This window comes from Streptomyces sp. NBC_01267 (genome assembly GCF_036241575.1).
Lineage (GTDB): Bacteria > Actinomycetota > Actinomycetes > Streptomycetales > Streptomycetaceae > Streptomyces.
The window spans coordinates 7,122,915-7,142,665 of the sequence record NZ_CP108455.1; the positions used below are offsets into that span (position 1 = coordinate 7,122,915).

Sequence of the window (19,751 nt, forward strand, 5' to 3'; positions counted from 1 at the left end):
GCTAGATGGCCATGCCGCTCCGTCAGACCATCAGGGTCGGGACGTATCTCTTCGAACAGAAACTCCGCAAGCGCGAGAAGTTCCCATTGATCGTCGAGCTGGAGCCTCTCTTCGCCTGCAACCTCGCGTGCGAGGGCTGCGGGAAGATCCAGCACCCGGCGGGAGTTCTCAAGCAGCGCATGCCGGTGGCACAGGCCGTGGGCGCGGTGCTCGAATCGGGCGCCCCGATGGTTTCCATCGCAGGTGGCGAGCCCCTGATGCACCCGCAGATCCATGAGATCGTGCGGCAGCTGGTGGCGAAGAAGAAGTACGTCTTCCTCTGCACCAACGCGATGCTGATGCGCAAGAAGATGGACAAGTTCACCCCCTCGCCCTATTTCGCGTTCACGGTGCACATCGACGGGCTGCGCGAGCGGCACGACGAATCCGTGGCGAAGGAGGGGGTGTTCGACGAGGCCGTGGAGGCCATCAAGGAAGCCAAGAAGCGCGGATTCCGGGTCACCACCAACTCCACGTTCTTCAACACCGACACTCCGCAGAACATCATCGAGGTACTCAATTACCTCAATGACGATCTCGAAGTGGACGAGATGATGATCTCGCCCGCCTACGCCTACGAGAAGGCACCGGACCAGGAACACTTCCTGGGTGTCGAGCAGACCCGGGAACTCTTCAAGAAGTCGTTCGCCGGCGGGAACAGGGGACGGTGGCGTCTCAACCACTCGCCGCTCTTCCTGGATTTCCTGGAAGGCAAGGTCGACTTCCCGTGCACCGCGTGGGCGATCCCCAACTACTCGCTCTTCGGCTGGCAGCGCCCCTGCTACCTGATGAACGACGGGTACGTCCCCACGTACAAGGAGCTCGTCGAGAAGACCGACTGGGACAAGTACGGACGCGGCAAGGACGACCGCTGCGCCAACTGCATGGCGCACTGCGGCTACGAGCCGACCGCCGTACTCGCCACGATGGGCTCGCTCAAGGAGACCATCCGTGCCGCCCGCGAGACGGTCTCCGGAAACCGCGGGTGACGTGATGACCGGTGGGGAGCCGGTGACACCGGCTCTCCCCGCGCCGCCGGCCCGGCCTGTCGCGGTGCGCCGCCCCTCGCGGCGCATCCAGGCCGGGCCGGTGGCGGTCGCGCCGGGGTTCCCGACGCCGCTGTGAGCGACAAGAAATCCGAGAGGGGGCCCAAGCGTGTCGATCTTGGAAAATATCCGGGGGCCGCGCGACCTGAAGGCGCTGGAAGACACTGAACTCGGTGAACTGGCCGAGGAAATAAGGGAGTTCCTGATCCAGGCGGTGGCCAGGACCGGCGGACATCTGGGACCGAACCTGGGGGTCGTCGAACTCACCATCGCCCTGCACCGGGTGTTCGACTCGCCCGCCGACCGCATCCTGTGGGACACCGGCCACCAGAGCTACGTGCACAAGCTGCTCACCGGGCGGCAGGACTTCTCCAAACTGCGCAGCAAGGGGGGCCTCTCCGGCTACCCCGCCCGCGCGGAGTCGGAACACGACGTCATCGAGAACTCGCACGCCTCCACGGTCCTGGGCTGGGCCGACGGCCTCGCCAAGGCCAACGAGGTGCGGGGCAGGACCGGCCATGTGATCGCGGTGACCGGCGACGGAGCGCTCACCGGCGGGATGGCGTGGGAGGCGCTGAACAACATCGCGGCGGCCGGTGACCGCCCGCTGATCATCGTCGTCAACGACAACGGACGGTCGTACGGGCCCACGATCGGCGGCCTGTCCCACCACTTCGCCACGCTCCGGACCACCGACGGCTACGAGCGCTTCCTGGCCTGGGGCAAGGACGTGCTCCACCACACCCCCGTCGTGGGGCAGCCGCTCTACGAGTCGCTGCACGGCGCGAAGAAGGGGTTCAAGGACGCCTTCGCACCCCAGGGGATGTTCGAGGACCTGGGGCTCAAGTACGTCGGGCCGATCGACGGGCACGACCTGGAAGCCGTCCAGACGGCGCTGGTCCGCGCGAAACGCTTCCACGGTCCGGTGCTCGTGCACTGTCTGACCGAGAAGGGCCGCGGATACCGGCCCGCCCTGGAGGACGACGCGGACCGTTTCCACACCGTCGGCGTCATGGACCCGCTGACCTGCGAGCCGCTCGCCGCGTCCAGCGGCCCGTCCTGGACCTCGGTGTTCGGCGCGGAGATCGCCGAGATCGGCGCCGAACGCCCCGACGTCGTGGCGGTCACCGCGGCGATGCTGCACCCGGTCGGGCTCACCGAATTCGCCGAACGGTTCCCCGACCGGGTCTGGGACGTGGGCATCGCCGAACAGCATGCGACGGTCTCCGCCGCCGGACTCGCCACCGGCGGACTCCATCCGGTGGTCGCGGTGTACGCGACCTTCCTCAACCGGGCCTTCGACCAGCTGCTGATGGACGTGGCGCTGCACAGGTGCGGGGTGACGTTCGTACTCGACCGGGCAGGTGTGACCGGGGTCGACGGGGCCTCGCACAACGGCATGTGGGACATGTCCCTCCTCCAGGTCGTGCCCGGCCTCCGGATAGCCGCGCCCCGCGACGCCGACCAGCTCCGGGCCCAGCTGCGGGAAGCCGTCGACGTCGACGACGCGCCGACCGTGCTGCGCTTCCCCAAGGAATCCGTGGGCGAGCCGGTTCCGGCGATCGACCGGGTGGGCGGGATGGACGTACTGCACCGCGCCGACCGCCCCCAGGTGCTTCTGGTGGCCGTCGGCGTACTCGCGCCGGTCTGCCTGCAGGCCGCCGAACTCCTGGAGGGCCGGGGGATCGGCTGTACGGTCGTCGACCCCCGCTGGGTCAAGCCGGTGGACGAGCAGCTGCCCCCGCTCGCCGCCGGGCACCGGCTGGTCGCGGTCGTCGAGGACAACAGCCGCAGCGGCGGTGTGGGTTCGGCCGTCGGGCAGGCGCTGCGCGACGCGGGCGTGGACGTACCGCTGCGGACCTTCGGAATCCCCGAGCAGTTCCTCCCGCACGCCAAGCGAGGCGAGGTACTGGCCGACATCGGGCTCACGCCCGTCGAGATCGCAGGACGGATCAGCGCCGCCCTGAAAGCCAAGGAGAAGACGGAATGACGGAAGGCGCGCCCAAGGGGTTCGACCTGGCGACCCTGCTGGCCGAGCGGGGCGGTGAGCGTTACGAGCTGCACGCGCGGTACCTGAACCACCAGCTGCCGCGGATGCTGCACACCATCGGCTTCGACCGTGTCTACGAACGGGCCGAGGGAGCCCACTTCTGGGACGCGGACGGCAACGACTACCTGGACATGCTCGCGGGCTTCGGCGTGATGGGGCTCGGCCGCCACCACCCCGTCGTACGCAAGGCACTGCACGACGTGCTGGACGCCTCGCTCGCCGATCTGACGCGCTTCGACTGCCAGCCGCTGCCCGGCCTGCTCGCCGAGAAACTGCTGGAGCACTCGCCGCACCTGGACCGGGTGTTCTTCGGCAACAGCGGCACGGAAGCGGTGGAGACCGCGCTGAAGTTCGCCCGGTACGCCACCGGGAAGCCCAGGATCCTTTACTGCTCCCACGCCTTCCACGGGCTGACGACCGGCTCGCTCTCGGTCAACGGGGAGGACGGCTTCCGGGACGGATTCGCGCCGCTGCTGCCCGACACCGCGATCGCGATGGGCGATCTCGCCGCGCTGGAGCGGGAGTTGAAGCGCGGGGACGTGGCCGGTTTCGTCGTCGAGCCGATCCAGGGCAAGGGCGTCCTGGCGTCGCCGCCCGGATTCCTGCGGGCCGCCCAGGAGCTGCTGCACCGTCGCAAGGCGCTGCTGATCGCCGACGAGGTGCAGACGGGGCTCGGCCGGACCGGGGACTTCTACGCCTACCAGCACGAGGAGGGCGTCGAGCCGGACCTGGTCTGTGTGGCCAAGGCCCTCTCCGGCGGATACGTCCCCGTCAGCGCGACCCTCGGCAAGGACTGGATCTTCAAGAAGGTCTACTCGTCCATGGACCGGGTGCTCGTGCACTCGGCCAGCTTCGGATCCAACGCCCAGGCGATGGCCGCCGGGCTCGCGGTCCTCTCGGTCATGGAGGACGAGCAGACCGTCGCCAACGCCCGGGTGACGGGGGAGCTGCTGAAGTCGCGGCTGGCGGCGCTGATTCCGAAGTACGAGCTGCTGCACGACGTCCGCGGGCGCGGGCTGATGATCGGTATCGAGTTCGGCCGTCCTTCGTCGCTGAAGCTCCGCAGCAGGTGGACGATGCTCCAGGCCGCCCGCAAGGGACTCTTCGCGCAGATGGTCGTCGTACCGCTGCTGCAGAAGCACCGCATCCTCACCCAGGTCTCCGGCGACCATCTGGAAGTGATCAAGCTCATCCCGCCGCTGACCATCGGTGAACCCGAGGTGGACCGCTTCGTCGAGGCCTTCACCGCTGTGATGGAAGACGCACACGGCGGGGGCGGTCTGATGTGGGACTTCGGGAGGACACTGGTGAAGCAGGCCGTAGCCAACCGCTGACCCGTCCTGCTGGACCCATGGATTTTGCCTCAGAGGCAAGAAATTTGCCTCTGAGGCATTTTGCTGTCCCAATGGGTACATGAGCACTCCCGCCGAGGAACTCCCCGACGTCGCGCCGCGCCTGCGTGAACTGCGCCGCCGCGGACGTCTCACGCTGGAGGCCGCCTCCCACCGGGCCGGTCTCTCCCCGGCGCACCTCTCCAGGCTGGAGACGGGCGCGCGGCAGCCTTCACTGCCGATGCTGCTCTCCCTCGCCCGGATCTACGGCACCACCGTCTCCGAGCTGCTCGGTGAAATGCCGCCCGAGCGGGAGCCCGTCATCCGCGGCGGGAGGAGCGAGCCGGTCGAGGCCGACGGCTGGACGTACCACACGGCGGGCGGCTCCGGGCGAGCGATGCAGGCCCTGCGGGTGCAGGTCCCGTACGGGGCGCAGGGCGAGCTCGTCCGCGTCCATCCCGGCGAGGAGTGGCTGTACGTCCTCACCGGGAGGCTGCGGCTGAGCCTCGGGGACGCCGTGCACGAACTCGCCCCCGGGGACAGCGCCCATTTCGACTCGCTCACCCCGCACCGCATCGCCGCGGCCACCCGCGAAGGGGCCGAACTGCTCTTCGTGCACACCCTGTTGCAGAGCCCGGATCTGCACTGATGCCCCGCAACCAGATCAGTTCCGACGAGAGGCCTGCCATGTCCGCCATGAACAACGAGGAGAAGAAGTTCCCGCGGGGACTCGTCATAAGGCTGTTCGCCTACCTGGTGGCGGGCCATCTCTTCGCCGGGTTCATCTACCTGCTGTTCACGCTGGGCGGCCAGCAGTAGGCGCACCCGGCGGGCGGAGGCGGGGAACGGGGCGCGGTCGGCTCAGGACGCGTCGTCCAGCAGCCGGGCGCGCAGCTTCTCCCGCGTCTGCGGGGTGACCTTCAGCCCCTCGGCGATATAGCGGTCGGTGGTGCCCCACACCTCGTCGATGGTGGCGAATGCCCTGTCCAGGTACTCGGCGCGGGCCTCGAAGAGCGGGCTCAGCAGGCTCATCACTTCGGGGGACCGTGCGGCGGCCGACTGGTCGCCGCGCTTGACCTTGTACCGCCGGTGCGGTTCGTTCGACTTGAGGTAGTCGGCCTTGATGGCGTCCCGCTCCACGCCCACCGCGAGCAGCGAGACCGCTATGGACAGCCCGGCCCGGTCCTTGCCCGCCGCACAGTGCAGCAGGGCGGGGACACTGTCCTCGGCGAGGGCGTGCAGAACCTGGCTGTGCTCGGCGGTACGGGTGGTGATGATGGTCCGGTACGAGTCGGCCATCCCGTCCGCGGCGCGGCCGTCCCCGAGGGCCTCCCGCAGCTTGTCGAGCTTGCCGTCGCGGACCATCTTCCAGAACTCGGAGCCGTCCGCCGGGTCGGTCAGCGGGATGTTCACGTGGCGCACCCCGGGCAGCTCCACGTCCCGGCCGTCGAGCGCCAGATCCGCCGCGTTGCGGAAGTCGAAGATCGTGTGCAGCCCGAGCGAGGACAGGAAGGCCGCGTCCTGCTCCGTGGCGTGCGCGAGGTGACCGCTGCGGAACAGCCTTCCCTGCCGCACCCGACGCCCGTCCACGGTCGGCAGCCCGCCCACGTCACGGAAGTTGCGTACCCCGGCCAGCTCGGGTTCTGTCGACGGGACCTGCGGCAGCTGCTGTGTCACGGGGGCTCCTCCGTGTCTGCCGACGAGGGCCGGTGGCCGCCGTCGGCGCGGTATGGACCTGCTGATCCGGGCCGCGTCCTACGGCCCTGCGATTTCCGACGATACGACATCGGTTCCTCATGCAACCATCTCGCCCGGTGCCGCGGGGGCGGCGGTCTTATTCCAGCTTTACCAAAACTGACCGGGTGGTCTATCTCACGGCCTGTCACCCCCCTATTACGGTCGCGTAGGTCACATCGCGCGGTGCAGGATGAGCCGTTGTGGCAGACGATTCGGCAACAGAAAACAGCGACATCATCGGGTCGTACGCGGCGATCGGCGACAGTTTCACCGAGGGCGTCGGCGACCCCGGCCCCGACGGAACCTTCGTGGGCTGGGCCGACCGGCTCGCCGTGCTTCTCGACGACCGCGTCCCCGAGCACACCTTCCGGTACGCGAACCTCGCCGTGCGCGGACGCCTCCTCGACCAGATCGTCGAGGAGCAGGTCCCGCGCGCCAAGGAGCTCGCCCCCGACCTGGTCAGTTTCTCCGCGGGCGGCAACGACATCATCCGTCCGGGCTCCGACCCGGACGACGCGGCCGAGCGCTTCGAGCGGGCCCTCGCCGACCTGTGCGGTTCGGTCCGCACCGTCATGGTGACCACCGGCTTCGACACCCGGGGCGTTCCGGTCCTGCGCCATCTGCGCGGCAAGATAGCGACGTACAACGAACACGTCCGGGTCATCGCCGCACGGCACGGCGCCCCGGTGCTCGACCTCTGGTCGCTCAAGACCATCCAGGACAGGCGGGCCTGGGACGACGACCGGCTGCACCTCTCGCCCGAGGGGCACACCCGGGTCGCGCTCCGCGCCGCCCAGGTGCTGGGACTCGACGTACCGGCGGACCCGGACCAGCCGTGGCCGCCGGAGCCGCCGCGCGGCTCGGCCGAGGTGCGCCGCGACAACATCCACTGGGCGCGCGAGCACCTCGTCCCGTGGATCGGCCGCCGGCTGCGCGGCGAGTCCTCCGGGGACCATGTCGAGGCGAAGCGCCCCGACCTGCTGCCGCTGTGACCGGCCTCCGGCGCGGTCCCGGCCGAGAGGTCACCCGACAGCCTCCGAGGGGCCGCGCCGGGGCGCCGACGGGCCGTCCGGTTCGGGGATCGTTCACGGGCCCGTCCCTCCTCCGTCGCGTCGTCCGCACATAATGGATCGACATCGAACACCAGGAGGTCCCTGTGCCCGATTCCCGTTCTCTGCGGCCACGGCTCCGCGCACTGCGGCCGGAGGGCTTCGGTGCGGACCCGGCCGGGGAGCGAATGGCGCGCATCCGCCGCTCGCCCAACTTCGCCGACGGGGTGTTCCAGAACCCGGTGGGGGCCAGGACGCGACCGGCCGGATCCATGGGGGAGTTCGCGAAGGTCTACTTCCGCAAGGAGGAGCGGGTCCTCAGGTCTCCCGGCGGGACCGTGCCCGTACACGCCACGACCCTCGCCGACCTCGCCAAGCCGCCCGTTTCGGGGCTGCGGCTCACCTGGATGGGGCACTCCACCGTGCTCGCCGAGATCGACGGGCGGCGGGTGCTGTTCGACCCGGTCTGGGGCGAGCGCTGCTCCCCGTTCTCCTTCGCCGGGCCGAAGCGGCTGCACCCCGTTCCGGTGCCGCTCGCCACGGTCGGGTCCGTCGACGTCGTGGTGATCTCCCACGACCACTACGACCATCTCGACCTCCCCACCATCAAGGCCCTGGCACGTACGGACACGGTCTTCGTGGTGCCGCTCGGTGTCGGCGCCCATCTGGAGCGCTGGGGCGTGACCCCGGACCGGATGCACGAGCTGGACTGGAACGAGACCGCCGAGGTGGCCGGGCTCCGGCTCACCGCCACCCCCGCCAGGCACTTCTGCGGACGTGGCCTGCGCAATCAGCAGCACACGCTCTGGGCGTCCTGGGCCGTCGCGGGTCCGGACCACCGGATCTACCACAGCGGCGACACGGGGTATTTCCCCGGCTTCAAGGACATCGGCGCGGAGCACGGGCCGTTCGACGCCACGATGATCCAGGTCGGGGCGTACAGCGAGTACTGGCCCGACATCCACATGACCCCTGATGAGGGCATCCGTACCCACCTGGACCTGCAGGGCGGCCCGCACGGGGTGATGATGCCGATCCACTGGGGGACGTTCAATCTGGCGTTCCACCCGTGGGCGGAACCTGCCGAGCGGACGATGCTGGCCGGACACAAGGCCGGTGTCGCCACGGCCGCGCCACGGCCGGGCGAGCCGTTCGAACCGGCGGACCGGCCGGAGGTGACGCCGTGGTGGCGGTCGGTCGCCGCGCTGCCCGAGCACGGCTGGCCCACCTGGCCCCCGGCGGAGACGGGGCGGCCCCGGCCCACCGGTACCTCCCGGCGGACCGCCGGCGCCACCGAGTGACGGGCGGTCCGGGTACTCCGGGCGGCTGAGGAACGCCCCCGGCGGGAAGCGCGGTCCGGGGGGCGCCTTCACCGCCCGCGGTCCGGGGGCGCCTTCACCGCGATGCGACGGCCGTACTCTCCCGTTCCAGTAACTGGGGGAGCGGTACCTGCACGGCGCGGGCGGGCCCCCCGTCGACCAGTGCGGTCAGTTCCCGGGCCGCGGCCCGGCCGAAGGCGACCGTGTCCCGGGAGAGCGCCGTCAGCCACGGATGGACCATGCGGCACAGTGCCGAGTCCTCGAAGGAGACGATGGACACGTCACGGGGAACGCCGAAGCCGAGGCCGGTCGTGACCGCGGCCCCGGCCGCCGCCATCACGTCGTTGTCGTAGACGAGAGCGGTGGGCGGTGCGTCGCCCAGCAGGACCCGGCGGGTGACCGCAGCGCCCTCCGTGTCGGAGTAGTCCGTCGGTACCGAGCGGACCTCGGCCAGGCCCCGGCGGTCGGCCTCGGCGCGCAGCGAGCGGATGCGGCGCTCGGTGTGGGCGAGTGAGGGCAGGCCCGCGATGTGCACGATGCGCCGGTGGCCGAGTGCGTGCAGACGGCCGACGACGGAGGCCATCGCGCCTGCGTCGTCGGCCCGGATCTGCGACAGATTCGGGTGGGAACCGGGCAGTCCGCCGATGACCACCCCGGGCAGCCCGAGTTCGTCCAGCAACTCCGGGCGGGGGTCGTCGACCCGCAGATCGACGACCAGGACGCCGTCGACGCGGCGCTCGGCCCACCAGCGCCGGTAGACCGCGCACTCGGCTGCCGTGTCCTCCACCACCTGGAACAGCAGGCCCAGGTGACGCTCCGCCAGAACTTCCTGGATGCCGGAGATCAGCTGAAGGAAGAACGAGTCGACGCCCAGCATCGCCGCGGGCCTGGCCAGCACCAGACCCACGGTCGCGGAGCCCTCGCCGGAGAGCGCGCGGGCCGCGGTGTTCGGGCGCCAGCCCAGCTGTTCGGCGACCCGGCGCACCCGGTCGCGGGTGATCTCCGAGACGCCCGGCCGGTCGTTCAGCGCGAACGAGACGGCGCTCTCCGAGACACCGGCGCGGCGGGCGATGTCCTTCATCGTCGGACGGCGTGCCGCGCTGCGTCTGGCCGGCGGAGTGCCGTCGCCCGACGGGAGGTTCGTTGTCACCCGTACTCGCCTTCCCAGCGTTCCGATTACTCCGCGTGTGCGCTCTGTCGCGCATCATACGGCCCCTGGCACGCGTCGGCCGACGCTGTTCGTTCCGTGGACTAATGCGCTTGAGTGCAAGCAACCTAAAGCGCATTAGTAGTTCAGCGCAACCCTTGATGTGCACCTGCCTGACCTGCACAGTTGGACCCGGGAGCGAGTTCGGTCGGGCGAATGTATTGACTTTTCCGCAGCAGGCATTGCAATGTCTGCTGGGTGTAGACGTCCGGCGGCCTCGCAGCGTCGGCCTGCGCCTTCACGCCTGGTCCGAGCAAAGGAGCCGTTCACCGTGCGTATCTCCCGCAGAGCAGTCGCCGCTGCCGTCGTTCTTGCCACCGTCCTGCCGCTCAGCGCCTGTGGCGGTGGGGCCGACTCCGGCTCCGCCGACTCCTCGGGCAAGATCGAGGGCAACATCACCTTCCAGACCTGGAACCTGCAGGCCAACTTCAAGGACTACTTCAACGGCGTCGTCGCGGACTTCGAGAAGAAGTACCCGGGCACCCATGTGAAGTGGGTCGACCGTCCGGCCGAGGGGTACCCCGACAAGATCAGCGCCGACGCCGCGGGCGGCACGCTCCCCGATGTCGTCAACGTCTCGCCCGACCTGGTGGCCCCGCTGGCCAAGGCCGGCATCGCGATGGACCTCGACAAGGACAAGACGGCGGCGAAGTACGCCAAGGAGTACCTGCCCGGCGCCTGGAAGAGCCATCAGATACCGGGCATGCAGGGCACCTACGCCTTCCCCTGGTACCTCAACACCGGGCCGCTCTTCTACAACAAGACCCTCTTCGAGGAGGCGGGCCTCGACCCCGCGAACCCGCCGAAGACGTACGACGAGGTCTTCGCCGCAGGGCTGAAGATGGCCAAGAACAGCAAGGGCAAGATCGCGACCCTGGCGAACATCCCCACCATCGAGGACTTCGGCCGCTACGGCGGGCAGCTCATGAACAAGGCGGGCACCGGCTTCGCCTTCAACGACGCCAAGGGTGTCGAACTCCTCACCCACTACAAGGAGTTGTACGACGCGAAGGCGCTCGACCCGGAGGCGCTGACCGCTACCCCCGAGTCGACGGGCCACAAGTTCCAGACCGGGTCCGTCGCGATGAACCCGGGCAGCGCGCTCGACCTGGACAACTTCAAGAAGCAGGCCCCGAGCCTCTACAAGAACATCGGGATCACCGACCAGGTCAGCAGCACGGGCCACGCCAACATGTACGTCATGGGCGTGATGGTGAACTCCAGGACCAAGAAGAAGCCCGCCGCCGTCGCCTTCGCCCACTTCGTGACCGACGCGACCCGGCAGATGGAGTTCGCCAAGAAGGTGGCCATCTTCCCGAGCACCGAGGGCTCCCTGGACGACCCGTACTTCACCAAGGAGGACGGCACCGACGTGACCCGGGTGCGCGTCGCCGCCGCCAAGTCGCTGAAGACGGCGGTCAATTACACGCCGGTCCTGTTCAGTGACCAGATGAAGACCGAGCTGCGCAACGCGGTGGCGCGGGCGCTGCAGGGCAAGGAGAGCCCGAAGGAAGCCCTTGACAACGCTGTCAAGGCCTGTGACCGCCTCCTGCAGCAGAGCTGAGCCGAGCCCGCGATGAACTCCTCCACCGCCCCCGAGGTGATCTCCTCGGTCAGTACGCCGGCGGGCCCGGCCGACCGGAGCCACGGCTCCGGCGGCCGTGCGGCCCGCAGTGGCATCAGGCGCCAACTTCCCTTCAGTCCCTGGCTGTTCGCCGCGCCTGGACTGCTGGTCGTCGGCGTGTTCATCCTCTATCCGTTCTTCAGCACCCTGGTCAACGCCTTCACCGACCGCCGGACCCTCGTGCCCGGCCACTTCGTGGGGCTCGCGAACTTCCAGGAACTGCTGCACGACGACATGTTCTGGATCGGGCTGCGCAACAGCGTCCTGTACATGGTCGGTGTCGTCCCCGCACTGGTGATCCTGCCGCTGCTCCTCGCGATGCTGGTGCAGCGGCACATCCCCGGAATCGCCTTCTTCCGCGCGGCGTTCTACACCCCGGTCGTCGCGTCCATCGTCGTCGTCGGCCTGATCTGGGTGTGGATGCTCGACGACCGCGGACTGATCAACGCGCTCCTCGAAGCGGTGGGGATCGGCAAGGTCGGCTTCCTCAGCGACCAGTGGCTGCTGCTCGGCAGCGCGATGGCGGTCACGGTCTGGAAGGGGCTCGGCTACTACATGATCATTTATCTCGCCGCGCTGTCGAACGTCCCCCGCGAACTGCACGAAGCCGCCTCGGTCGACGGAGCGGGCGCCGTACGCCGCTTCTTCGCCGTCACCGTTCCCGCGGTCCGCTCCACCATGGTGCTGGTGGCCGCGCTCGCCTCGGTCAGCTCCTTCAAGGTGTTCTCCGAGGTCTATCTGATGGCCGGACCCAGCGGGGGCCCGGCAGGCGAGGACACCACCCTGGTGATGCTCGTCCAGCGGGTGGGCACCGGACTCTCCGGCCGCGTCGGCTACGCCTCGGCCATCTCGGTCGTGGTGTTCGTCGTCACCGTCGTACTGATGCTTCTGGTGCTCCGCGCCGACCGCAGGGAGGACGCGTGAAGACCATGACGATCACGGACAAGGACGGGAAGCGCGTCCCCGGCTGGCAACTCGTCCTCCGCTATGTGCTGCTGCTCGCGGTGCTCGCCCTGACCGTGGGCCCGTTCGTGTGGCAGCTGTCCACCTCGCTCAAGGGCCCGACCGAGGACATCTTCAGCTCACCGCCGAAGTTCCTGCCCAGCCACCCCACTTTCGGCAACTACACACGCGTCGCCGACACCATCCCCGTGTGGGACTACGCGCTGAACTCCGTCAAGGTCGCCGCCGCCAACGTCGTCACCAACTGCGTCGGCGCCGCACTGGCCGGCTACGCGCTGGCCCGGCTGCGCTACCGGGGGCGCAAGGCCGCCACCCTGGCGTTCATCCTCGCGATGCTCGTCCCCGTCGAGGGCATCATCATCGCCCAGTTCACGACGATGCGTGACCTCGGCCTGAACAACACCCTGATCGCCGTGCTGCTGCCCGGCAGCATCGGCGCGATGAACGTCCTCCTGATGCGCAACGCCTTCCTCAACCTCCCGCAGGAGGTGGAGGAAGCGGCCTTCGTCGACGGGGCGAACGTCTGGCAGCGGTTCCTGCGCATCGCCCTGCCCGCGGTGAAGGGGACCCTCGCGGTCGTCGCGATCTTCGCGTTCATGGGCTCGTGGGACGACTTCCTGTGGCCCCTGATCGTCCTCAGCGATCCGGACCACTTCACCCTGACCATCGGCCTGAACTATCTGCACGGCACCTTCGCCAACGACGAACGCCTCGTCGCCGCGGGCACGATCATCGCCGTACTCCCGCTGATCATCCTCTTCGCCGGACTGCAGCGCTTCTTCTTCCGCGGGGTCGGCGAGGGCGCCGTCAAGGGCTGAGCCCCACCCCATCCGTGCCGCACCACAGAACCAGGACACTTCCTCCCCCATGAGCTCCTCCGTTCCGCGCTTCGGCGCCAACTACACCCCCAGCCAGGGCTGGTTCCACCACTGGCTCGACTTCGACATCGACGCCGTACGCGCCGACCTCGACGCGATCGCGGGCCTCGGCCTCGACCACATCCGGGTGTTCCCGCTCTGGCCGCTCTTCCAGCCGAACCGCACCCTGATCAGGCCACGCGCCGTCGAGCAGCTGGTGCAGCTCGCGGACGCGGCCGGGGAGCGCGGCCTCGACGTCGATGTGGACGGGCTGCAGGGCCACCTGTCGAGCTTCGACTTCCTGCCCGCCTGGACCCGGACCTGGCACCGGCGCAACATCTTCACCGACCCGGATGTCGTGTCCGGGCAGGCCGAGTACCTGCGTACGCTCGCGGCTGCCCTCGCCGACCGGCCGAACTTCATCGGCATGACCCTCGGCAACGAGATCAACCAGTTCGCGAGCGGCCCCCACCCCGATCCGGACCGCATCTCGACCGGCCAGGCGGAGAGCTGGCTGCGCCGGATGCTGGAGGCCTGCGAGGAGGGCGCGCCCGGGAAGATGCATCTGCACGCCGAGTACGACGCCGCCTGGTACCAGAACGAGCAGCCGTTCACCCCCGCGCACTCGGCCCGCCTCGGCGCCGCCACCACCGTGCACTCCTGGGTCTTCAACGGCACCGCGCAGCGGCACGGCCGGACCGCCGTGCCCACCGAGCACCACGGCGCGTACATGATCGAGCTCTCCAAGGCGTGGGCGCTCGACCCGCACCGGCCGGTGTGGCTGCAGGAGGTCGGCGCCCCCGCCCCGCTCGTCCCGGCCGAGCACGCCGCCGCCTTCACCGAGGCGACCGTGGCGAACGCGCTGGACTGCGAGGACGTCTGGGGTGTCACCTGGTGGTGCTCCCACGACGTGTCACGCTCGCTGGCGGACTTCCCCGAACTGGAGTACAGCCTCGGCCTGTTGACCAACGACGGGCAGATCAAGCCCGCCGGACGGTCCATCGCCCGGATCGTCGAGGAGTGGCGCGGCAAGGAGAACCGTCCCGCGCCCCGCGCCACCGCCCTCGTCGTCGACGCGGGCGACGACGAGACCGCCCCCCGGCGCTCGACCTGCGCCCCCGGCGGAGAGTTCTTCGAGGCCTTCTTCCGGCTCACGGCGGAGGGTGTCCGCCCCACCGCCGTACTCGCGAGCCTCGCCGCCGACCAGGAGCACCTGGCTGCCCGGGGCATCACCGAGGTCCTCACCCCGGACCAGGTTCGCTGACCGGTGACCTGCCCCGCCCTCGCACCACCGGTAGTACCGACCCGCACCCCCACTCACAACGGAGTACCCCCTCATGCATGACGACCGCGCCCTGGTCGAAGGCCGCCTCAAGCGCGTACTCGACGAGCGCATCCGCCCCGCCGTGTACCCCGAGTCCGTACCGCTGGACGTCGCGGTGTGGAACGCACCGGGCGAGCCCGTCCCCGTCGCCGAAGGGCTTGCCGCCACGCCCGAACCGATCGCGGTCGGCGACGCGTGGGGGGCTCCCTGGGGGACCAGCTGGTTCCGCGTCACCGGCACCGTCCCCGCCGAGTGGGCGGGGAAGAGCGTCGAGGCGATCCTCGACCTCGGCTTCGACGAGAACATGCCCGGCTTCCAGTGCGAGGGGCTCGTCTACCGCCCCGACGGCACGCCCGTGAAGGGGCTCAACCCGCGCAACCAGTGGGTCCGCATCGGGGCGCCCGTCAGCGGCGGCGAAGAGGTCCGGCTGCACATCGAGGGCGCGTCGAACCCGGTGATCCTCGACTACCACCCCTTCCTGCCGACCCGGTTGGGCGACAAGGAGACGGCGGGCACCGAACCGCAGTACAAGCTGGCCCGGATGGACCTGGCGGTCTTCGACGAGACGGTGTGGCAGCTCGTCCAGGACCTGGAGGTGCTGGGTGAGCTGATGGCGGAACTGCCCGTCGACGGCGCCCGCCGCTGGGACCTCCTGCGCGCGGTCGGCCGTGCGCTCGACGCGGTCGACCTGCAGGACGTGAACGGCACAGCCGCCGCCGCCCGCGAGCAGCTCGCCGGTGTCCTCGCGTCGCCCGCGACGCCGTCCGCCCACCGCATCAGCGCCGTGGGCCACGCCCACATCGACTCGGCCTGGCTGTGGCCGCTGCGCGAGACGGTGCGCAAGGTGGCGCGTACGACGTCGAACATGACCGCGCTCCTGGAGGACGAGCCCGAGTTCGTCTTCGCGATGTCGCAGGCGCAGCAGTTCGCCTGGATCAAGGAGCACCGGCCCGAGGTCTACGCGAAGGTCAAGGAGGCCGTCTCGGACGGGCGGTTCGTGCCGTCCGGCGGGATGTGGGTCGAGTCGGACACGAACATGCCGGGCTCGGAGGCGATGGCCCGCCAGTTCGTGCACGGCAAGCGGTTCTTCCTCGACGAGTTCGGCATCGAGAACGACGAGGCCTGGCTTCCCGACACCTTCGGCTTCGCCGCCGGGCTGCCCCAGATCATCAAGGCCGCCGGGTCCAAGTGGCTGCTCACCCAGAAGATCTCCTGGAGCCAGACCAACAAGTTCCCGCACCACACCTTCCAGTGGGAGGGCATCGACGGCACCCGGATCTTCACGCACTTCCCGCCCGTCGACACGTACAACTGCTCGATGAAGGGCAGCGAAATCGCCCACGCGGCGAAGAACTTCAAGGACAAGGGCGTGGCGGAGCACTCGCTCGCGCCCACCGGCTGGGGCGACGGCGGGGGCGGCACGACCCGCGAGATGATCGCGAAGGCCGCCCGGCTGCGGGACCTCGAAGGCTCCGCGACGGTGACCTGGGAGACGCCCACCGACTTCTTCACCAAGGCGGAGGCGGAGTACCCGAACGCACCGGTCTGGGTCGGCGAGCTCTACCTGGAACTGCACCGCGCGACCCTGACCAGCCAGGCGAAGACCAAGCAGGGCAACCGGCGCAGCGAACATCTGCTCCGCGAGGCCGAACTGTGGGCGGCGACCGCGGCCGTGCGGGCCGGATTCTCCTACCCGTACGAGCAGCTGGACCGGATCTGGAAGACCGTACTGCTGCACCAGTTCCACGACATCCTGCCGGGATCGTCGATCGCCTGGGTGCACCGCGAGGCCGAGAAGACGTACGCCGCCGTCGCCGCGGAGCTGAACGGCATCATCGACGCCGCGCAACGCGCACTCGCCGGTGACGCGTCGGCCGGCTCGGAGCTGGTCTTCAACGGCGCCCCGCACCAGCGGAACGGCGTCGCGTTCGGCGGGGCGTCGGCGCCGGTGGCCGGTCCGGCGGCCCGGCTCACCGCGCGCGAGGGCGGCGGCTTCGTGCTCGACAACGGCCTGCTGCGGATCGAGGTCGACGGCCGGGGTCTGGTCGTCTCCGCGTACGACATCGAAGCTGACCGCGAGAGCGTGGCGCCGGGCAGCGCGGCGAACCTGCTGCAGATCCACCCGGACTTCCCGAACATGTGGGACGCCTGGGACGTCGACGAGTTCTACCGGAACACCGTCACCGACCTCACGGACGCCGACGAGGTCTCCCCGGTCGAGGACGCGGGCACCGTCGCGGTGCGCGTGGTCCGCAGCTTCGGCGAGTCGAAGGTCAGCCAGCTGCTGACCCTGGCGCCCGGGGCCAAACTGCTCGACATCGCCACCGAGGTCGACTGGCACGAGACCGAGAAGTTCCTCAAGGCCGCCTTCCCGCTGGACGTGCACGCCGAGCGGTACGCGTCGGAGACGCAGTTCGGGCACTTCTACCGTCCGACCCACACCAACACCAGCTGGGAGGCCGCCAAGTTCGAGGCGTGCAACCACCGCTTCGTCCACCTGGAGGAGCCGGGCTGGGGCGTCGCGCTGGTCAACGACTCGACCTACGGTCACGACGTGACCCGCACCGTCCGCGCGGACGACGGCGGCACGACGACCACGGTGCGGGTCTCCCTGCTGCGTGCCCCGCGCTTCCCCGACCCGGAGACCGATCAGGGCGTCCACCGCTTCCGGCACGCGCTGGCGCCGGGCGCGAGCGTCACCGACGCGGTGCGTGAGGGCTACCGCGTCAACCTGCCCGAGCGGCGGGTGACCGGCGACGCCGAGGTCGCCCCGCTGGTGTCGGTCGACAACGACGCGGTGGTGGTCTCCGCGGTCAAGCTCGCCGACGACGCGAGCGGAGACGTCGTCGTCCGTCTCTACGAGGCGGCCGGCGGCCGGGCCCGCGCCCGTGTCGCAGCGGGCTTCGAGGTCGCCGGAGCGGTCGCGACCGACCTCCTGGAGCGCACCCTGGAGGACGCGCCGCTGCCCGAACTGGCCGACGGCGCGGTGCGGTTGACGCTGCGGCCCTTCGAGCTGGTGACGCTGCGGCTGAAGCGCGGCTAGCCCCGACCGGGCCTACCGGAGCCCGTGGTCCCGCCCTCTGCCCGGGGGCGGGACCACGGCGTCCGGTAGCGGCGCCGCTGCGTCAGGCGGTGCCGCGGGCGGCGCAGCGGTGGCCGGCGCGGTCCGTCGCTGGACGGTGACCAGTGCGATCCCGCCGCAGCACACCGCGAGCAGCGCGAGCTCGGCCGCCGACGGAGCGGCGGCCGAGCCGAGCGCCCAGTCCCCGAGCCGCACCGTGAACGGGACCGCGAGCTGGACGGCCGCGGTGAAGACCGGGCCGCGGAGCAGGATGAGCCGGTGCTGCACGAGGTAGGCGGGGGCGTAGACCGCCGCGCCCAGCAGCACGATGCCGCCGGTCGCGCCGAGGGACGGCGGGCGGTGCACCAGGGCGGGCAGGGACATCGGTACCAGCAGACAGGTCGCCGCGCCGAGCAGTACGGGCAGTACGGCGAGCGGCGGCAGATGTGCGAGCCGGTCGCGGTAGAGGAACCCGTACACCGCGAAGGCGACGGTCGCCGCGCCCGCGAGCAGCAGGCCCATCGCGTCGATGTCGCCCGCGTCGGCGCCGAGCGCCGCGTACCCCGCGGCGGCTGCTGCCGCCACAGCCGCGCCGAGCACCTTGCGTACCGTCGACCGCTCCCCGAAGCAGACCGCCCCCACGGCCACCGAGGCGCACGGCATCAGCGCCACGACGAGGTTGGTGAGCGAGGTGCCGATGCGGGGGATGGCGAGGAGGGTGCCCGCCGCGTACCCGGCGAAGCCGAGCAGCCCCAACAGCCAGACGGTGCCGGGCCGGGCCACCGCCCGTCGCAGGTCGGCCCGGCCGGCGGAGGTCGAAGCGGCGACCGCGGTGAGCGCCGCGCAGCACACCGCGGTGCGGCCGACCGCGACGATCAGCGGGTCGGTCCCGGTGACCAGGGACCCGGAGAGCAGCCAGGTACCGGAGAGCAGCAGCACCAGGGCAACCGGCATCAGGGAGCGCCTTTCGACAGAGGTCCGCGGTCGCCGGTCACGGCCGCCCGGCCGGATTCGGCCGTGCGCCCGGCAATGCGGGTGGCAACGACGCACAGAATAGTTTCGTCACCTGGTCACACAACAGTGCGCTGACAACGCGGCAGCTGTCCGTGCCGCGTCACCCGGAACACGCCCCGGGTCAGAACAGGCTGCGGTCGTCGCTCCGGGCGTCCTCACGGACGATGTACCGGTCGTAGAGACCGGCGCGCGCCGTGCGCCGCCACGGCCTGGCCAGTGAGTTCACGATGGCGTCCGAACCGCACTCGATGTCGACGACCACCACCGACGGCGTCCCGTCCCGCGGACACCGGACGGCCCACTCGCCGTCCGGGGCGACCACCCCGGCCGGTGCGACCGAACTCTGCTGTGCGGGCACGGAGAAGCTGGCCCAGTAGCTGTTGACCGCGGCGTGCCCCCGTACTTCGGTGGCGAAGCCCGGGGCGCCGCCCGTCGTCGAGAAGAGGACGCAGTCGACGTCGAGCCGCTCGTACTCGCCGAAGATCTCGGGGAAGTGGGCCTCCATGCCGAGCGAGCACCCGAACCGCACGGCGTCGACCTCGAAGGTGACCGGCACCGAGCCGGGCGTGTACATGTAGGAGACCTTCGTGTTCGACAGCATGCGTTCGTCGTAGCGCGTCACCACCACGCCCCGGTCGGAGATCACATACAGACTGTTGTGCGGCCGGTTCGGCCCGGTGAGCCGGTGGGCCGAGCCCAGCACGGTCCAGAGCCCGAGTTCTCCGGCCAGTTCCGCCGTCGCGGTCAGTTCCGAGCGCAGCACCGTCCACTCGAACCGGTTCCAGTCCGCGGGCCCGACCCTGTCCGGGCCGTCGACGGACATCACCCGCTTGTCGGGGAAGCAGATGGCTCCCTCGGTGAAATGTACGATCCTGGCGCCCGCCCGGTGGGCTTCCCGCATCAGACCGCGCAGTTCCCGCCCGCTTGCGCGCAGTTCGGCGCTCTCGCGGGGGTCTTCGCGGACAGTGGTCTGAGCAACGGCCAACCGCACATGCTTCGTTTCCGGCATCACGTCTCCGATGGGATTCGACCGGAAGTGCCGGAGGGCAGTGGTATAGGACTGACCCGTTCTGGCGGCGCGGGCACGGACCCGGCGCTTGAGGTTCCTATGGGCTGTCATCTGGCCTTCC

At 70.1% G+C, this 19,751-nt stretch carries 16 protein-coding genes; 12 read left to right on the forward strand and 4 right to left on the reverse strand.

What is annotated here, in order from left to right:
• The first annotated feature begins 5 nt into the window (after positions 1 to 5).
• The 5 genes from hpnH (at position 6) to OG709_RS31950 (ending at position 5,285) form a co-directional block, all read left to right on the forward strand.
• Complete coding sequence (gene hpnH / locus OG709_RS31930; protein ID WP_250302938.1) at positions 6 to 1,028, forward strand: adenosyl-hopene transferase HpnH; 1,023 nt, start codon at positions 6 to 8, stop codon at positions 1,026 to 1,028.
• A gap of 166 nt (positions 1,029 to 1,194) precedes the next feature.
• Positions 1,195 to 3,075 (forward strand): 1-deoxy-D-xylulose-5-phosphate synthase, encoded by a 1,881-nt coding sequence (dxs, locus tag OG709_RS31935; RefSeq protein ID WP_266645814.1) that lies wholly within the window; start codon positions 1,195 to 1,197, stop codon positions 3,073 to 3,075.
• Positions 3,072 to 4,469 carry an aspartate aminotransferase family protein gene (locus OG709_RS31940; RefSeq protein WP_329168620.1) on the forward strand — a complete coding sequence of 466 codons (1,398 nt, stop codon included), beginning with the start codon at positions 3,072 to 3,074 and terminating at the stop codon, positions 4,467 to 4,469. Before dxs ends, OG709_RS31940 begins: the two co-directional genes overlap by 4 nt.
• 79 nt (positions 4,470 to 4,548) lie before the next feature.
• The gene (locus tag OG709_RS31945) at positions 4,549 to 5,115 is read left to right on the forward strand and encodes a helix-turn-helix domain-containing protein (RefSeq protein ID WP_250302943.1); all 567 of its coding nucleotides are present in this window, start codon (positions 4,549 to 4,551) and stop codon (positions 5,113 to 5,115) included.
• A 38-nt stretch (positions 5,116 to 5,153) separates the two neighbouring features.
• Positions 5,154 to 5,285 (forward strand): DUF6126 family protein, encoded by a 132-nt coding sequence (locus OG709_RS31950; RefSeq protein WP_250303142.1) that lies wholly within the window; start codon positions 5,154 to 5,156, stop codon positions 5,283 to 5,285.
• Between the two features lie 42 nt (positions 5,286 to 5,327).
• Here OG709_RS31950 and OG709_RS31955 read toward each other — a convergent pair whose 3' ends face one another.
• Positions 5,328 to 6,143, reverse strand: a complete 816-nt coding sequence (locus OG709_RS31955) for a tyrosine-protein phosphatase (protein WP_329168621.1) — start codon at positions 6,141 to 6,143, stop codon at positions 5,328 to 5,330.
• Positions 6,144 to 6,403: 260 nt separating this feature from the next.
• Between OG709_RS31955 and OG709_RS31960 the strand changes: the two genes are divergently transcribed.
• Positions 6,404 to 7,195, forward strand: a complete 792-nt coding sequence (locus OG709_RS31960; protein ID WP_250302946.1) for an SGNH/GDSL hydrolase family protein — start codon at positions 6,404 to 6,406, stop codon at positions 7,193 to 7,195.
• 164 nt (positions 7,196 to 7,359) lie between these two features.
• The gene (locus OG709_RS31965) at positions 7,360 to 8,553 is read left to right on the forward strand and encodes an MBL fold metallo-hydrolase (protein ID WP_250302948.1); all 1,194 of its coding nucleotides are present in this window, start codon (positions 7,360 to 7,362) and stop codon (positions 8,551 to 8,553) included.
• Between the two features lie 94 nt (positions 8,554 to 8,647).
• On the opposite strand, the gene OG709_RS31970 is transcribed toward OG709_RS31965, so the two are convergent.
• Complete coding sequence (locus tag OG709_RS31970; RefSeq protein ID WP_250303143.1) at positions 8,648 to 9,652, reverse strand: LacI family DNA-binding transcriptional regulator; 1,005 nt, start codon at positions 9,650 to 9,652, stop codon at positions 8,648 to 8,650.
• Positions 9,653 to 10,049: 397 nt separating this feature from the next.
• Between OG709_RS31970 and OG709_RS31975 the strand changes: the two genes are divergently transcribed.
• From OG709_RS31975 to OG709_RS31995, 5 genes are all read left to right on the forward strand, one after another.
• On the forward strand, positions 10,050 to 11,342 hold the full coding sequence (locus OG709_RS31975) for an ABC transporter substrate-binding protein (protein WP_250302950.1): 1,293 nt from the start codon (positions 10,050 to 10,052) through the stop codon (positions 11,340 to 11,342).
• A 12-nt stretch (positions 11,343 to 11,354) separates the two neighbouring features.
• A complete protein-coding gene (locus OG709_RS31980; RefSeq protein WP_250302952.1) occupies positions 11,355 to 12,326 on the forward strand; it encodes a carbohydrate ABC transporter permease in 972 nt (323 codons plus the stop codon).
• Between the two features lie 5 nt (positions 12,327 to 12,331).
• A complete protein-coding gene (locus OG709_RS31985; protein ID WP_250303144.1) occupies positions 12,332 to 13,183 on the forward strand; it encodes a carbohydrate ABC transporter permease in 852 nt (283 codons plus the stop codon).
• A gap of 49 nt (positions 13,184 to 13,232) precedes the next feature.
• Positions 13,233 to 14,486 (forward strand): glycoside hydrolase 5 family protein, encoded by a 1,254-nt coding sequence (locus OG709_RS31990; protein ID WP_266645805.1) that lies wholly within the window; start codon positions 13,233 to 13,235, stop codon positions 14,484 to 14,486.
• Between the two features lie 73 nt (positions 14,487 to 14,559).
• On the forward strand, positions 14,560 to 17,589 hold the full coding sequence (locus OG709_RS31995) for an alpha-mannosidase (RefSeq protein ID WP_266645803.1): 3,030 nt from the start codon (positions 14,560 to 14,562) through the stop codon (positions 17,587 to 17,589).
• 12 nt (positions 17,590 to 17,601) lie between these two features.
• Here OG709_RS31995 and OG709_RS32000 read toward each other — a convergent pair whose 3' ends face one another.
• Both OG709_RS32000 and OG709_RS32005 read right to left on the reverse strand, forming a co-directional pair.
• Positions 17,602 to 18,561, reverse strand: a complete 960-nt coding sequence (locus OG709_RS32000) for a DMT family transporter (protein ID WP_250302957.1) — start codon at positions 18,559 to 18,561, stop codon at positions 17,602 to 17,604.
• A 181-nt stretch (positions 18,562 to 18,742) separates the two neighbouring features.
• Entirely contained in the window at positions 18,743 to 19,612 is an 870-nt protein-coding gene (locus OG709_RS32005) for a carbon-nitrogen hydrolase family protein (RefSeq protein WP_250303145.1), read from the reverse strand.
• Positions 19,613 to 19,751 lie beyond the last annotated feature (139 nt).

What these genes read in the sequence shown, in the direction of transcription:
- OG709_RS31970 (WP_250303143.1), bottom strand. Translation starts at nt 9,652, where the DNA reads ATGAAGGACATCGCCCGCCGCGCCGGTGTCTCGGAGAGCGCCGTCTCG.
- OG709_RS31950 (WP_250303142.1), top strand. Translation starts at nt 5,154, where the DNA reads ATGTCCGCCATGAACAACGAGGAGAAGAAGTTCCCGCGGGGACTCGTC.
- hpnH (WP_250302938.1), top strand. Translation starts at nt 6, where the DNA reads ATGGCCATGCCGCTCCGTCAGACCATCAGGGTCGGGACGTATCTCTTC.
- OG709_RS31990 (WP_266645805.1), top strand. Translation starts at nt 13,233, where the DNA reads ATGAGCTCCTCCGTTCCGCGCTTCGGCGCCAACTACACCCCCAGCCAG.
- OG709_RS32000 (WP_250302957.1), bottom strand. Translation starts at nt 18,561, where the DNA reads ATGCCGGTTGCCCTGGTGCTGCTGCTCTCCGGTACCTGGCTGCTCTCC.
- OG709_RS31995 (WP_266645803.1), top strand. Translation starts at nt 14,560, where the DNA reads ATGCATGACGACCGCGCCCTGGTCGAAGGCCGCCTCAAGCGCGTACTC.
- OG709_RS31940 (WP_329168620.1), top strand. Translation starts at nt 3,072, where the DNA reads ATGACGGAAGGCGCGCCCAAGGGGTTCGACCTGGCGACCCTGCTGGCC.
- OG709_RS31945 (WP_250302943.1), top strand. Translation starts at nt 4,549, where the DNA reads ATGAGCACTCCCGCCGAGGAACTCCCCGACGTCGCGCCGCGCCTGCGT.
- OG709_RS31980 (WP_250302952.1), top strand. Translation starts at nt 11,355, where the DNA reads ATGAACTCCTCCACCGCCCCCGAGGTGATCTCCTCGGTCAGTACGCCG.
- OG709_RS31985 (WP_250303144.1), top strand. Translation starts at nt 12,332, where the DNA reads ATGACGATCACGGACAAGGACGGGAAGCGCGTCCCCGGCTGGCAACTC.